A 16,045-nucleotide genomic window follows, 5' to 3' on the forward strand; every position below is an offset into this window, starting at 1 on the left:
TTTTTATAATGCTGCCTTAATAGAAATACCCAAACTTCGTAAAGAGGGCATTCTGAAAAAATCTGCAGTATTGCTATATCCTCTTGTATTTACAGTTGATTCAGGATCAAAAGGAGCTCTGAGATATAACATTGCTAAATTGTAACCTGTTACTGACATACTTAGCGATTTAAGCCATTTCATTTTGTTTATTTCATTTAATGGTAAACGGTAGGTTAGTGATAACTCCTGAATGCGTATATTGGTAGCATCGTAGCTATAGTAAGCGGGCAAGCTCACTCCTCCGTTAGCAATGGTCTCATAGTATTTTTTGGCATCGTATAGCTGTCCGTCTATCATTACGCCACCTCTGTCGCGAGCATCGGCAGTAGCTTTTGATACACCATATTGGTCAAGCCACGCTTGAGTACGTGATTGCACAATGCCACCAAAGCGACCATAAATCATTACATCAAGTGATAGATTTTTCATAAAAGTAAAACTGTTTCGCCAACCCATTGTAAAATCAGGAGCTGTGTTACCTATGAGATACTCACGGGTATTATCAATTTCGTAAGTACCTTTACCAGAATCTACTAATTTACCGTCGGCACCACGTTTGAGGAGTTTATCAGTAATCACATCGGTCATAGATCCTCCTTCGCGTATACCTCCTACTTTAGTGATACTGAAGTAAGATCCGTCGATAGGGTTACGGTAGTTATGTACTAATTCTTTTACAAGGTTGACGTTGCGTGTAAAAGTAATATGGCTACTCCAATCTAATTTTCCAAAAGATTGGTTAAAACCTAAACCTGCTTCAATTCCCTTATTTTCAATATTACCTGCTTGTAGCCATAAACGTTTATAACCACTAGACTCTGGCAAGTCATATGACAAAAGTTGGTTATAGGTATTTGATTTATATAGAGTAACATCTAAACTGAGAGCATTTTTTAAGAGTTTAGCATTCATACCTATTTCATAAGATTTGGTACGCTCAGCAGTAAAGTCAGGGAAAGGATAATCTCTATCAGGACTAATGCCTGTGCCACTATATCCAAAAGTACGGGTACCTGGTGTAAAGCCTTCTTGTGAAATAGGAGAACCTACTTCGGTATATGAACCGCGCACCTTTAAATAGGATAGCCATTCGGGCATTTTTACAAATTCTGAAATGACGCCTGAGAGTCCTACTGAAGGATAGAAAATAGCTTCATCTTTGGTATTGACGAGTTGCGATGCCCAGTCTGTACGCCCTGTGAGAGTAAGAAATAAGCGACTTTTCCACCCTAACTCAGTACTGCCAAAAACAGCTATATTACGTGTATGACTATGGGTTTGTACTTTTCCTCCGCGAGGGTCTAAATTACTTGCTGCAAAGAAGTTGGAAGTAGTGTGTAGATTTCCTCGGAATCCTGCGGTTTTATTAAGGTTGTCGTCATAAGAAGAACCTATGTTGGCAGTGATGTTGAAGAGTTTGCGGTCGTTACCGTCGTGGTCTACATATTTACCAAAGTCCTTATTGATGTTCAGCATTATATCGGCATAAGTTTGGTTAATAGTACGCATAGTGTAGCGCCATTCCCCACGTTTTCCTACTCCTGTACTTGGGTCGGAGGTAGCATAAGCTCGCATTTCGCCTTCTCCTTGTGTGTTGTCAATACGTACACGCCCGCTGATGTTTAACCAAGAGAGTACATCGTAAGTAAGTGAAGCTGAATACATATTGCGTTTTCTTTTTTCAAAGAAGAGTTGGCGATATATATTCCAATAAGGATTTTCTTTTACTACACCATTAGATACATTACCTACGTAGGGGTAATATTGTTCGTGAATTTTGCGAGAAGGATTCCAGCGCTCCCACGCTTTTAGTTCCTCAAAGTTATCCCCGCGTGGGAAAAGGTATAAAGAGGTCAGAGGGTTAAACCAGCCTCCTTGCGAATACATATTTTGATTACCTTGCAAAATATAGCTCGCCGAGAAATCGAAATGTAATTTGTTATTAAAAAAATGACTTGTATTGCGTCCCATAAAGTTATGGCGATAATAGCCATTGGTAGGGATAATTCCTTTGGAATCAGTAGAAGCGAATGATACAAAGGTTTGATTTTGTGCTGACCCTAGTGAAAAATCTACTGCATTGTTATGTACTATCCCTGTGTGGAAAAATTTTAGAGGGTCATAGGTAGAAGGAGTTGCAAGTTTAGGTCCCCAGCTGGTTTCTCCACTACTGCCGTAGGTGTTTTGGAACTCAGGTGTAATAAAAGGAGTAAGTACTTCTACTTTTGAGTTGAAGTTTACTGCTACTTTGCCTTCTTTTCCTTTTTTTGTGTTGATAATCACTACTCCATTGGCAGCTGCAGCTCCGTAAAGGGCAGCTGCAGAAGGCCCTGTAAGTACGTTGATACTTTCAATATCTTCGGGATTGAAATCTGAAATACTTTCTCCTCCCCCTACGATACCGTTGTCACCGCCATCAGAGGCAGAAGAAGCATTGTTGAGGGGAATGCCATCTACTACATAAAGAGCATTGTTACTACCTGTGATAGATTTTGCGCCACGCATAATCACTTTGGTAGCACCTCCTACTCCTGATGCACTACGTTGGATATTTACCCCCGCTACTTTACCGTTGAGATTATTCACGAAGTTAGCATCTTTTACTTTGGTGAGTTCTTCTGCTTTCACCTGTTGAACGTTGTAACTCAGTGCTTTTTCTTGCCTTTTGATACCCAAAGCCGTTACTACTACTTCACCGAGTTGTTGAGTTTCTTCTTTTAAGATAATGTTTAAAGTAAATGTTTTTCCACCTCCTGTAGGTATTTTTTTACTTTGAGAAATAAAACCAACAGAACTAAATTCGATAGTAGCTCCTTCTTTCACTTGGATAGAGTACTTACCATCCATATCCGTTGCCATACCACGCGTTGTAGCTTTCACAACAACCGTTACACCAGGGAGAGGAATACCTCCTTCATCGGTAACCTTCCCTGAAACTGTTTTTTCCTGTGCTAACAAAATACTGCCATAAATTGTTAAAAGCACTGCTATAAAAAATCTTTTGTTCATAGAATAGTATAAAAAAATTAATACTTCAAGATGTATTTCACAATTGGGGGCAAAAGTACAAAATGTTTTTAATAACGGCAAAGATAAAAATGAATATTTTTTAAAAATAATAAAAATATTCTATAACTTTATAGATTTGCAGGATATTCTTTGTGAAATCTTAAAGTTGTGATGTGATTTTTTTTAATGATATTGATATTAATTAATATCAGTTTGATGTAAAGAGTGGTGTTATGCCTTAGGGGGCGAACAGTTCAGAAGGGTGTGGAGTTTTCAGAAGATATCGGAGAAGTTCGGAAGAAGGGAGGGAGGGTTTTTGATGAAAAAAGGCTATTAGAAGGGTGGGGTTAGCTTATAGAGAGCTTATAGGAAGGCTTATACGAATCTTGGACGATTGGTATAGGAAGGGTATATAAGTGTTTGAAAGTGAGTGGTTAAAAGATGAGAAAAAGAGGTGATTTTGAGGGTAACAAAACGAAGTAAAACGGAAGTGAAGAGGTGGTTGAGATATATGAAAAACATATTTGAACGATATGTGTGAATAATTTTGTATATTTGCCGAAAATTAGAATGTATGATAAAACTTATTGTAACGGATATTGATGGTACTTTGGTGAATAATCAGAAGGAAGTACCTGAGAGTTTTTGGGAAGTTTTTAAGGAGATACGAGCCCGTGGAATTAATTTTTGCGTGGCGAGTGGACGACAAATACAGAGTTTGCACGAGCTTTTTGCACCTATTAAAGACGAGATAGCTTTTGCTCCTGATAACGGAGCTTCGCTAATATACAAAGGGGAGACGCTTTTTGAAAACCCTTTGAACCCTAATGGTATTCGCCCTATATTGGAAACTTGCGAACAGATTGGGCAAATAGGCGTAGCGCTTTGTGGGAGAGAGAATGCCTACATTAAGACGGATAGTGTTACTATTTTTGATGAAATAGCCAGACATTATCCCGCTCATACAAAGGTGATGAACTTTTCGGAAGTGAATGATGACATCTTTAAAATAACTATTTGTGATGAAGGAATTTCAAGGATCAATAGCTATCCTCTTTTGAAAAAGTATGAGAATGATTTTAATGTGGTGGTCTCAGGTGAGATATGGCTTGATATTACCCGAAGTGATGTGAATAAAGGGGTGGCGGTAAGACGTCTGCAAGAGAAATTAGGTGTCTTGCCATCGGAAACAGTGGTTTTTGGCGACCATATGAACGATGTAGAAATGATACAAACCGCTGAGATGAGTTACGCGATGAAGAATGCCCAAGAGGCTTTGAAAGCTATTGCTAATTACGTGACTGAATACGATAATAACGAGGCGGGAGTAGTGAAAACTATACAACATTTGATAAATTAAAAGAAGAATAGCAGAAAAGAAGGAGTACAAAACTCATAAAAAAACAAGGAAGGTTACCTGTTGATTTTCAATAGGTAACCTTCTTTTTTGCAAGAAAAATTTAAAATTGGACGCAAAAAAATAATACAAAAGATATATAAGATACAATTATCTTTTATATATTTGCACCCAGAAATTACAAAAACACTAATATATTTTATTTATGACAGGTAAGAAATTATGGATTTGGCTTGGGGCAACAGTGGCTGCTTCATTCCTTGTGCTGATTCTCTTCGGTGTAGAAATATACCGTACAGCACCTCCTTTCCCCGAAAAGATTGTAACGACCAATGGGGAAGTGCTCTATGAAGGGCAAGACATTAAAGATGGTCAGAATGTTTGGCAATCGATGGGTGGTCAAACCGTAGGTAGTATCTGGGGACACGGTGCTTATATAGCACCCGACTGGAATGCTGATTATCTACACCGCGAATCGGTATTGCTATTAGAGCTCTTTGCTCAGAAAGACGGTAAGGTGTACAAAGACCTGCCTGAAGATGAGCAAGCGAAGTACCAAGTGCAGTTGCGCAAAGAGTTGCGTACGAACACCTTTAACCAAGAAACAGGTGTGATTACCTTCTCGCCAGAGCGTGCTCAGGTGGCTAAAGAGTTGGCTGCGTATTACGCCAAACTCTTTATGGACGACCCTTCGCTAAGTGAAACGCGCACTCATTACGCGATTCCGAAGAATGCTATCAAAGACCCTGTGCGTATGCAACAGATGAATGCATTCTTTACGTGGACTTCTTGGGTATGTAGCACTAATCGCCCTAATAGCGATGTAACCTATACCAATAACTGGCCTTATGACCCTGTGATAGGCAATCACCCCTCGACTTCACTACAAATGTGGTCAGGATTTAGTGTACTGATGTTGCTTTTTGGGGTAGGACTCTTGGTGTATTATCACGCAAGCAACAAAGAGGAAGAAGAAAATGAACATCTTCCTGCGGAAGACCCAATGCGCGGTATGAAACCTACACCTTCAATGAAAGCGACCCTTAAATACATTTGGATAGTATCGTTACTTATCTTGGTACAGATGGTGGCAGGGGTGATTACAGCACACTATGGTGTAGAAGGGGGAGGTTTCTTTGGTATTCCGCTTGATATGATATTTCCACAGGCTATTTCGCGTAGCTGGCACGTACAGTTGGCTATTTTCTGGATAGCAACCTCTTGGCTAGCTACAGGGCTTTACATAGCTCCTGCGGTATCAGGACACGAGCCTAAATATCAAAAATTGGGGGTAAATATACTCTTTATCGCCCTACTGATAGTGGTGTTAGGTTCTTTGGCAGGACAATGGTTTGGCGTGATGCAAAAATTAGGCTTAGTAGAAAACTTCTACTTTGGACATCAAGGTTATGAATATCTAGAATTGGGTCGTTTTTGGCAAATACTATTGCTTGTAGGCTTATTCTTGTGGTTGTTCTTGATGGTAAGAGCTTTATTACCTGCTTTACGAAAGAAAGACGAAAACCGCCATTTGTTATTACTCTTTGTATTGGCTTCTATAGCTATTGCCGCTTTCTATGGCGCAGGCTTAATGTATGGTCGCCAAACACATATGGCTATTGCCGAATATTGGCGTTGGTGGGTAGTTCACCTTTGGGTAGAAGGCTTCTTTGAAGTATTTGCTACCGTAGTGGCTGCTTTCTTGTTCTCACGTATGGGCTTGTTACGCTTGAAAGTGGCGAGTGCCTCAGTATTGTTCTCTACTATTGTATTCTTAGCAGGGGGTATATTGGGTACATTCCACCACTTGTATTTTAGTGCTACCCCTACGGGTGTATTAGCCTTAGGAGCTACTTTTAGTGCTTTGGAGATTGTGCCTTTGGTACTCATAGGATATGAGGCTTATCACAACTACAAGATTTCTAAATCTACTGAGTGGATAAAAGCCTACAAATGGCCTATCTATTGCTTTATTGCGATGTGTTTCTGGAACTTCCTTGGGGCAGGTATCTTTGGTTTTGCCATTAACCCGCCTATAGCCTTGTACTACATTCAAGGATTAAATACTACGGCAGTTCACGGACACGCAGCCCTTTTTGGGGTATATGGTATCCTTGGTATTGGACTTATCTTGTTTGTGCTTCGCGGTTTGTATCCTGATCGTCACTGGAATAACAAGATTCTTGGTTGGGCATTCTGGTTGATAAATATAGGGTTGCTTGTGATGTTGGTAGGAAGCTTACTTCCTATAGGTATTATGCAAGCAGTAGAAGCTATTCAAAACGGTTATTGGTCAGCGCGTTCTGAGGAGTTTATGCACACCGATTTGATGCAAACCATACGTTGGTTACGCATTCCAGGTGATATACTCTTAGCAATAGGTGAATTGCTATTGGTATACTTCATCATTGGGCTTAAAACCGGTTGGTCATTAAGAGACAAGCGATAATTTACAAGATGAAATTGAAAAAGCCAAAGAGACGTCCTCAAAAGAGGACAGCTCTTTGGCTTTTTGGATATAAAAAAGAGCAAATCATAAGCCGGATTCTGTACCTACCCTTACCGAGCAGGTGCTTATCATTTATCTCGGTTAATGATTGCTCATTAGCTCTAACCGCCTACCCTCCAACATCGGGCGAGCAACCCTCAAACGCTGGTTTACGCGACGTTGCACCTCATAGAGTTTACCTGATTTCACTATGGCATTACCCATACATTCTTTCTGTTGCACTTGTCCTCGCCTCACGGCGGACGGGTGTTACCCGCTATGATGCTCTGTGGTGTCCAGACTTTCCTCTACCTTAGTAGCGATAAGCTGATTTGCTCTTTTTATAATTCTTAACTTAACCCTATATACTTTTGATTAGGTTTTTCATAAGGTGTTAATACACTTGCTTCAAGCATATTGAAATTTAGTAATAGGTTGTTTTCCTTTTCTTCATCAAAAAGTAAATCGTAGAGATAATGATGAACAAAAATATACCATTTTTTATTAGGATTTACTACTGCAAAACCAGCGACATCGTTGCCTTTGTCAAGATAGAAATACTCCCATTGATAGAAATTCATTACTGCATTAGCAAATAATTCTCCTAAACCATAAGCTAAATCTACCTTATCGTATGCTAAGGTATCGGCAGTAACTTTTTGCTCTTTATAAGCATCAATAAAATGTCTTAAAGAAGTAGCTACTTCTTTAGGATTGCTTTCATCACAAGCGAAATTATTTTCTTTTAGCAAGTCAATAGCTTTTTCTTTCAAAGCTAAAAGCTCTTCCTTTTCTTCACTATCAGCTAATCTTTCAGTAATTTCAGCCATAAATATCAATTTTTAATTTTCTAATTTGCTAATCTGCTAATTAATAATCGCCCAACGTTTCAGGGTTCTGTGCTAAACCTTTGGCTAATTGCTCGTCGTTAGGAGCTTTGCCGTGCCAAGCGTGAGTACCCATCATAAAGTCTACGCCATTCCCCATTTCGCTGTGGAGCAAGATACACACGGGTTTACCTTTGCCGGTTAAAACTTTGGCATCTGCCAATCCTTTCAAGATAGAGGCGATATCGTTACCTTTTTCAATATCGATTACTTGCCAACCAAAGGCTTCCCATTTGGCGCGAAGGTTGCCCAAAGGCATTACTTTATCGGTAGGTCCATCAATCTGTTTGTGGTTGTAGTCTACAGTAGCGATGAGGTTGTCCACTCCTTTACCCCCGGCGTACATTGCGGCTTCCCATATTTGCCCTTCTTGCAGTTCACCATCGCCGTGGAGGGTATATACCAAGTGGTTATCGCCGTTGAGTTTTTTAGCCAAAGCCACCCCAATGGCTACTGAAAGCCCTTGTCCCAATGAACCCGAAGCCACGCGTACACCTTCTAACCCTTCGTGAGGGGTAGGGTGACCTTGTAAGCGAGAATTGAGCAAGCGAAAAGTGTTCAGTTCACTTACTGGAAAGAACCCACGTCGTGCTAATACACTGTAAAACACTGGCGATATATGTCCGTTAGAGAGGAAAAATAAATCCTCGTTTTTACCTTCCATAGAGAAAGGTAGTTTGATATCCATTACCTCGTTGTAGAGGCATACAAGGAATTCAGCGCAACCCAAAGAGCCCCCTGGGTGACCTGAATTTACATTGTGAACCATTCTGAGGATATCTCTACGCACCTGCGTAGTAAGGTCGGTAAGTTGTTGGATATTCATTGTATTTCTTCAGTTTTATATTTTTAATACCGCAAAGGTACAATTTTTAAAGACAAAAGCAACAACGAAAGGATAATAAATTTTATTTCTTCATATAATGAGCTTTCTTATACATTATCTTTGAAAGCACAAAAGAGGGCATATATGAGAGGAAACGCATTAACCATTTCATTTGTTTTGGGAATAAAAGCAATGCTTTCTTTTCGGTAATAGCTTGCGTGATTTCTCTCACGGCTTGGGCTTCGGTTACAAGAAAAGGTTTCTTAGAGAGGTCGTTGTGGTTGAGGTCACGTAGTTTTTGAGTATCTACATAGCCTGGAGCAATGGTAGTAATTGCGATTCCATACCGACGCAAAGCACGGCGATAAGCATCGGCTATTTGTATCACACTACGCTTGGTCTTGGTGTATAGGCTTGACTCGGGGTAGTCTAAAATACCTGAAATAGAAGCAAGTAAGACTATTTGTCCGCCTGTGTGGCACATTGCTTTTCGCCCAACTTCTAAGCAGTTCACAGCTCCCATAATATTGGTTTGAAGCATTGCCACAGCCTCTTCATAGCTAATCTCATCTGCTACATCTTCAGCATACCTACCTGCACAATTGATGAGCAACGACAAAGCCCTCTCGCCTGCGAATTGCTGTATAACGTTTTGTAATTGCACTATATTGGTTACATCGGCTTGGTACTTCTCAAAACGCAATTCATCAGCGAGCTTTTGCAAATCTCTTCCACATACACCTACGCGATTGCCTTGTAGGTGATAATAGCTTGCCAATGCTAACCCTATGCCTGAGGTGCCTCCTATGATAAATACATTCATTGTTTAAAAGCGTTTATTGTAGTTTGATAACCGTAGTCCCATTGTTTTTCTATTTGTTCACGATAGTGAGCGTAGCTTTTTGGAAAGTGAATATCTACCGCACATCGCTTCCAGTTGATATACTTCTCTGAGTAAAATCGTTTTAAGACCATAGTAGCATCGCGGGTATCGATGAGCCTAGCGGGATATTGTGCTACTTCGGCTAAACGCTCGTTGCCACTAAAACCTAAAACTGCACGCACTAACGCTTCTTCAGTAGAACTATAAGGCTGTTTTTCCTCTCTTATCACTTCTTGCGAAAGAGTATTTGCTAATTCTATAGGTAGTAAATCTATTGCGCCTCCTGCAAACACATTATCTGCTATATTTACCGGAGCTACGTAGAACATATCAGAAACTGAAATGCGAGCAGCTGTGAGCATTGGTATCTCTGTTTTAAGGAGAATATTTTTAGCAACTGCCGATTGTAAATAGTTATCAGAAGAGATTTGAATGGCTTGCAGATTTATATGTCTTGCAGTTTGTGTATCGGTAAAGAGTACTTTTTGGTAAAGCTTACGAGCCCCTCTCCGTTTGCCACATTCATCAGGAGTGAATAACATTTTAGAACCGACAATAATAGTAGGTAGGGTAGAGGAGAATTGCACTTTGGCGAGACTCGGTAATAGATTAGAAAGGTTTTGTGCCATTGTTACCAAATAGCGATGATACACATCTTCAATATAAGGAGCGTGCCTCTTGTCGTATTGTTTCTTAAGAGCTAAAAAGCCTATACGGTATAATTGACTATAAGGGGTGAGAGAAAGGCTCTTGATGAAATTATAAAATTCTTCGGATTGCAGGTAGGCTTTGCGAGCAGTATGTGTAGGAAAAGCGTTGATGATTAGAGTTGCAAAAGCACCTCCACAAGAGGCTATCAGTAGCGAAGGAGTTTTGCCTAAATCATCTAAAGCATTGTACATACCGCCATAAAGGGCAAAACGTGTACCTCCTCCTGAGAAGACTAAGGAGCGATGGAATGTTTTCACTGTACCCATAGAAAGAACCATATACTGTTAAACAAAAGGCTATCCATACGGTCTAAAAGTCCGCCGTGACCAGGAATAAGGTTGCCAGTATCCTTTACGCCTGCTTTGCGTTTGAGAAAGGAAATACATACATCACCCCAAAAGCCGAAAAAGCTAATAGTTACCCCTAAGAGCAGCCACGTGTGAAGGGACGCTTGTAAACCGAGCACATATGCCAAACACACGCTTACTAAAGGTGTGAGTAAAATTCCTCCTACGCAACCTGCTATAGTTTTATTTGGACTCACCTCGGGCAGTATCTTTTGCTTGCCAAAGCATTTACCTGATAAGTATTGAAACACGTCGTTCAGTTCGGTGGAAACAACCAAAAAGATAACCCATAACAAGCCGTTAGGTACTGAAAGTAAAAAAAACAAATGTGGATAAGCAAATAGAACGATACCCAAAGAGAGGGCTATATAAGGTGCTTCGTTTTTGGCTACAAAGAAAGTTCCTAAAACTGAAATAATGAGCAGAACTATAGCCCCTAATAAATAAATTTGATAATGAGGAAAACAGAAAAGTAAAACGCCTTGTAGTATAGCGATAACAATAGGTAAATAACGGGTATTGAAAGAAAAGAGCCGTCCTAATTCTTTTAAACATTGAAAACTCACCCAACATATAAAAATACGCATCGTAAGTTTATTATATACAGCCCCTGCGAAGACAGCAATAATGAATACCCAACTCCTAATGCGAAGAGGTACATCGGCAAACTTACTATGGCTATTAGTGTTGGGCATAAAGTCCTTTTTTGAGACGAATAAAGGTGCTGAGGGACAGTAAAGCAATTATAATCCCGAAGGCAATCGCTGAGTAGGAAGTGATAGAAACGCCCCAAAAAGCTAAAAGTCCGTAAATGCCTATTAGTAAGGCACGGTCGCTTTTACCCATAGGTCCTTCATAGCGTCTTTCACCGCCTAACACTTTGCCCATTACGCCCACAAATTCATTGAGAACGCTGAGCACAATAAAAATAACTACTAAATAAAGGCTTTCGGGGTGATATTTCAGCAAAGGGAAGAAGATGAACACATCAGAAACCACATCACCTAATTCGTTGAGGATTTCACCTAAAGAAGTGGTTTGCTGGAACTCGCGAGCCATCATTCCGTCGAGTGCATTGAGAATCATACGCAAGAGTAGACCTATAGGTAAGGCTAAGAAGAAGTAACGACATTCAGAGGCTTGCCAAAAGAGCACTCCAATTATTAAAGAAAACAAAATAGCAACTATCGTTATTTGGTTTGCAGTTACTTTCTTACAATGCAAGAACAGCAAGATAGGGTGTAGCAACTGCTGAAATTTAGGTTTTAGTTTGTAAACGGAAATCATATACTGAGCTATATAAACATTGATGAGGCAAAAGTAATAAAAAATAGTGAAAAACAAAACTTGCTTTTCACTATTCACTAATTATTTCTTAAGCCAATTGTTTTCAAACTTACAGTTCTTGTATTCTCCGTTTACTGAAATGTAAGTTTTCTCGATATGTTCTTTCATCCACTTACTGATGGCTTTCAGTTGTTTTTCTTTCAGAGCTAAATCTTGTATCTTTACGTAATCCTTTACAAAGTCGGCTTGGTGTTCCTCAATACGGTTGGTGATTTGGTAAATCTTATATGTCTTTTTGCCTGTTCTATCTTCGTCGAGGAAAGGTACTGATACCTCATTGTCTTTAAGGTCTGAAATGCGAGCGTAAAGTGTAGGCTCTATACGGGTAAGCTCGAAACGAGTAGAAAGGTCTTCGGGGTTGATAAGCTGACCGCCATCGTTGCGGGTTTCTTTTTCATCGGAGAAATTACGTGCAGCCTCGTCGAAAGTAAGCTCTTTGTTTACAATACGGTCGCGTATTTTGGCTATCTTTTCTTTAGCCTCGTTGAGAGCTTCTTGAGGAATTTCAGGCATTAACAAGATGTGTCGTACACTCACTTCCTTACCGCGAATCTTGTCCATTTGGATAATATGCCAACCGAAGCTAGACTCAAAGGGCTTAGATATTTCTCCTTCCCGCAGAGTGAAGGCTACGTCTTTAAAAGCTTTATCAAAAGCAGAGTTACGGTTGAAGGTGAGTACTTGTCCGCCAGTAGCGCGGTCTTGCGAGTAGAGAATGGCTTTGGTAGAAAAACTCATACCGTTTTCCTCTACATCTTTTTTAATATCGTTGAGTTGGTTTATTACTTTTTGTACAGAACTCTTGGGAGCTACAGGATTGACTACAATTTGAGCGATTTCTAATTCAGTACCAAAGTGCGGACGTTCATCGGCTGGAATAGCGTTGAAGAAAGTACGTACTTCCTCAGGAGTTACTTCTATATCTTTTATAATTTGTTGTTTCATACGCTGAGCGAGCATACTCACTTTTAGGAGGTTGAAAAGCTCGTCGCGCATAGATTGTTCGTCGTCTTTTTTATAGAACTCTAAAAGTTTCTTAATGTCGCCACCTAACTGAGCGGTCAAAAACTCAATACGTTGGTTCACTTGGTCACGTACTTCGCTATCGGTGAGCTTCACACTGTCTTGCACAGCTTGGTGAGCGTAGAGTTTGTCCTCCATCAGTTTGCCGAGCATTTGGCAACGGTTGATTTCACGAGTGTCTACCTCTTGCTGTTGCAAATCAATATACGCCTTGTCGATATCTGATTCTAAAATCAAATAATCACCTACTACCGCTGCTACACCATCTACCTTTCTGCGCTCATTGTTTTGGGCAAAAAAGGGAGTCGTGAACAACAATATTACAAGTACTGACCAAATTTTTGTTTTATTCATAAACTTCGTTATTAACTTTAAACGTTCTGTTATTATATCAAAAGATGTGCCTAATTGCACTAACTAATTTGCAAAAGTAGTATTTATATTGGAAAAACGAAACTTTCTACTTTATTTTATTTTAAAACTACCGATGAACCACCCTATTGCGGGAAAGTAAAAAAGAGCAGTGAATGCCCATAACCATTCATAAAAATTACTGAAAATAGGATAGTTTACAATTACTGAAAACCCTTTGTAGGTGATGAGTACCTCGGTGGTGATAAAAGCAAAAAGAAACAGATAAACGAGCCATCGGTTTACTTTGTATACTTCTTCTAAAAACAGCAAGAGACCTATGGTTACAATCCCCAGAAAATTAAAGTGCAAGTAACTTATCAACAGGTCGATGTTTTTAAACAAATAAGGCGTAAGAACAGGGAAAGCACCTGTGAACATCATTACTACTTTGGCGATAAAGAAACTGATAAATACAGTAGCTAAAAAACTCTTAGGTTGAGTTTTTAGGTATAAACGCAATATCATCACTACCGCAATGAGCCAAATAAGCACCGAAGCTCCTCCTACAATATAGTAAATAGGATAGCTAAAATAGCCTACCCAAGAGATGAAAAGCGAACCTATAATTCCTGCTTGAAACAGAATGAATACGCGATTGATGAGCTGAGGATATTGAACGTCCCAACCGTATTTCTTTATAAAGAGTCCCATTAGGCTACTGAGCATAAAACCATTGTATTGAAAGTGCAAAAAGAAGGCAATGGCACACATATACATATCAGAGAACTTGCCATATTTCACTATGGTTACGGGCATTAGCCATATTCCCAAACTCGATAGGATAAGATACCAAATTCCCATTTTTACAAAAGGAGAAGTGGCATACTTCATAAAAAACTTCGCAAAAAAATAGGTACAGAAGATAAACACTGATGAAAAACTGATAGAAACAGCCCCATATCCTTGAAAAGGAAAGCTACATAGCATACCTAATACCGATAACTGAGTGATATAGAACAGCCATCGGTAACGTTTGTGAAGTTGAGCGTTAAGAGGAATGAAAGTGCGCACTAAAATAGCCGAGAGCAGTACGTATACAAACCCTAAAAGTGCTAAATGCGAATGAGTATGCACGATATTTCGATAATTGAACTCGAAAGGATAGTCCACTACTTGTACCGAGCGCATAAAGATACCCAAGCACACTACTATAACGAAATAGGTAAATGCCCATCGTACATCAGTTCGTATGTTTAATTTAGTATTCAAAAGTACCATATTCGCTTTTTATAGTGAGACATTTATTATTTGATGAGACTACCCTACCTATGATTTGCGCTTCTACATTAAATGATTTTGCAATAGTGATAATATCTTCTGTAATGGCTTCCTCTACATAGAGCTCCATACGATGCCCACAGTTGAACACTTGGTACATCTCTTTCCAATCGGTGTTAGATTCTTCTTGAATGAGTTTGAAAAGGGGAGGGGTAGGAAAAAGGTTGTCTTTGATAATATGCAAGTTATCTACAAAGTGCAATATTTTAGTTTGTGCGCCTCCACTGCAATGCACCATACCACATATTTGGGTATTGTTGTACTTTTCAAATATCTTCTTGATGATAGGTGCATAGGTACGAGTAGGAGAGAGAACGAGTTTGCCAGCGTTTAACGGACTGCCAATTACCTTGTCGGTAAGTTGTTTCGTGCCAGCATATACGAGCTCACTGGGGACAGAGGCATCGAAACTTTCGGGGTATTTGTGTGCTAATACTTTTGCAAACACATCGTGACGCGCTGAGGTGAGTCCATTGCTACCCATACCGCCATTGTATTGGTTTTCGTAGGTAGCTTGACCGTAGGAGGCGAGTCCTACAATCACATTGCCCGCTTTGATATTTGCGTTATCAATCACTTTACGGCGTTCTATGCGCGCTGTAACGGTAGAATCGACAATGATAGTGCGCACCAAATCACCTACATCGGCAGTTTCTCCCCCTGTAGAATGGATATGCACTCCAAAGGCAGAGAGTTCTGCAATCAGCTCTTCTGTTCCGTTGATAATAGCTGAAATGACTTCCGCAGGAATGAGGTTTTTATTGCGCCCAATGGTGGACGAAAGCATAATATTATCGACTGCTCCCACACACAATAAATCGTCTATGTTCATTATGAGGGCATCTTGTGCAATGCCTTTCCACACGCTTAGGTCACCGGTTTCTTTCCAATACATATATGCCAAAGCCGACTTGGTGCCGGCGCCATCGGCGTGCATTATAAGACAATAGTTGTCGTCGCTCGTAAGGTAATCGGGGACTATTTTACAAAAGGCTTTTGGGAATAATCCTTTATTGATATTTTTGATAGCTTTATGCACTTCGTCTTTGGCTGCCGAAACTCCGCGTTGTGCATAACGTTTGCTTACTTCCATTATAGTTTATTTTTGAGAGGCAAAGGTAAGAATAATTTATCAATTAGCAAATTTGGTACAATGTGGTGCAGTGCGTTCGCATTTAAAGACCTAACCCCCGTTCCCCTCACATACTCCGCTCTCGCGGACTTTCCGAAAGGAAGGGGGCAATCCTCAAAAGTGACTTTTTAATTAGAAAACATCTAATATTCTCTTATTGCGGAGTTTATTTTTGTAATTAATCAAAAAAATATAAGTTTATTATTTAAAATGCAAATGCCGTGAAATTGGAAGAGGATTATACAAAGCTTATAGGATAATTAAACAATGAGTGGCTCTACAGTGGCTCTACAGTGGCTCT

At 39.8% G+C, this 16,045-nt stretch carries 12 protein-coding genes and 1 other RNA gene; 2 read left to right on the forward strand and 11 right to left on the reverse strand.

From position 1 onward, the window contains the following. Window positions 1-3: 3 nt before the first annotated feature. Complete coding sequence (locus HMPREF9072_RS10890) at window positions 4-3,051, reverse strand: SusC/RagA family TonB-linked outer membrane protein (RefSeq protein WP_009750635.1); 3,048 nt, start codon at window positions 3,049-3,051, stop codon at window positions 4-6. Between the two features lie 574 nt (window positions 3,052-3,625). Here HMPREF9072_RS10890 and HMPREF9072_RS10895 point away from each other — a divergent pair. Further along, window positions 3,626-4,411 (forward strand): HAD family hydrolase, encoded by a 786-nt coding sequence (locus HMPREF9072_RS10895; protein ID WP_009750639.1) that lies wholly within the window; start codon window positions 3,626-3,628, stop codon window positions 4,409-4,411. Between the two features lie 202 nt (window positions 4,412-4,613). Continuing rightward, window positions 4,614-6,857, forward strand: a complete 2,244-nt coding sequence (locus HMPREF9072_RS10900) for a nitric-oxide reductase large subunit (RefSeq protein ID WP_009750640.1) — start codon at window positions 4,614-4,616, stop codon at window positions 6,855-6,857. 72 nt (window positions 6,858-6,929) lie between these two features. On the opposite strand, the gene rnpB is transcribed toward HMPREF9072_RS10900, so the two are convergent. The 10 genes from rnpB to HMPREF9072_RS10945 form a co-directional block, all read right to left on the reverse strand. Then, window positions 6,930-7,235, reverse strand: an RNA gene (gene rnpB / locus HMPREF9072_RS11805) — RNase P RNA component class A. 11 nt (window positions 7,236-7,246) lie between these two features. Further along, window positions 7,247-7,726: a hypothetical protein gene (locus HMPREF9072_RS10905; RefSeq protein ID WP_009750641.1), complete on the reverse strand. Its 480-nt coding sequence runs from the start codon at window positions 7,724-7,726 to the stop codon at window positions 7,247-7,249. Window positions 7,727-7,766: 40 nt separating this feature from the next. Further along, complete coding sequence (locus tag HMPREF9072_RS10910) at window positions 7,767-8,609, reverse strand: transketolase (protein ID WP_009750642.1); 843 nt, start codon at window positions 8,607-8,609, stop codon at window positions 7,767-7,769. Between the two features lie 82 nt (window positions 8,610-8,691). After that, a complete protein-coding gene (locus tag HMPREF9072_RS10915; protein ID WP_009750643.1) occupies window positions 8,692-9,432 on the reverse strand; it encodes an SDR family oxidoreductase in 741 nt (246 codons plus the stop codon). Then, entirely contained in the window at window positions 9,429-10,469 is a 1,041-nt protein-coding gene (locus tag HMPREF9072_RS10920) for a patatin-like phospholipase family protein (protein ID WP_009750644.1), read from the reverse strand. The genes HMPREF9072_RS10915 and HMPREF9072_RS10920 overlap by 4 nt, the downstream gene beginning before the upstream one ends. Beyond that, window positions 10,457-11,245, reverse strand: a complete 789-nt coding sequence (locus HMPREF9072_RS10925; RefSeq protein ID WP_009750645.1) for a phosphatidate cytidylyltransferase — start codon at window positions 11,243-11,245, stop codon at window positions 10,457-10,459. The genes HMPREF9072_RS10920 and HMPREF9072_RS10925 overlap by 13 nt, the downstream gene beginning before the upstream one ends. Then, window positions 11,232-11,837 (reverse strand): CDP-alcohol phosphatidyltransferase family protein, encoded by a 606-nt coding sequence (locus tag HMPREF9072_RS10930; protein WP_009750646.1) that lies wholly within the window; start codon window positions 11,835-11,837, stop codon window positions 11,232-11,234. The genes HMPREF9072_RS10925 and HMPREF9072_RS10930 overlap by 14 nt, the downstream gene beginning before the upstream one ends. Window positions 11,838-11,918: 81 nt before the next feature. Beyond that, entirely contained in the window at window positions 11,919-13,274 is a 1,356-nt protein-coding gene (locus HMPREF9072_RS10935) for a peptidylprolyl isomerase (RefSeq protein ID WP_002677119.1), read from the reverse strand. Between the two features lie 111 nt (window positions 13,275-13,385). Beyond that, window positions 13,386-14,552, reverse strand: coding sequence for a hypothetical protein (locus HMPREF9072_RS10940; RefSeq protein WP_009750647.1), 1,167 nt, complete (start codon window positions 14,550-14,552; stop codon window positions 13,386-13,388). After that, complete coding sequence (locus HMPREF9072_RS10945) at window positions 14,533-15,705, reverse strand: AIR synthase related protein (RefSeq protein ID WP_009750648.1); 1,173 nt, start codon at window positions 15,703-15,705, stop codon at window positions 14,533-14,535. The genes HMPREF9072_RS10940 and HMPREF9072_RS10945 overlap by 20 nt, the downstream gene beginning before the upstream one ends. Window positions 15,706-16,045 lie beyond the last annotated feature (340 nt).

The organism is Capnocytophaga sp. oral taxon 324 str. F0483 (genome assembly GCF_000318315.2).
Taxonomy (GTDB): Bacteria; Bacteroidota; Bacteroidia; order Flavobacteriales; family Flavobacteriaceae; genus Capnocytophaga; species Capnocytophaga ochracea.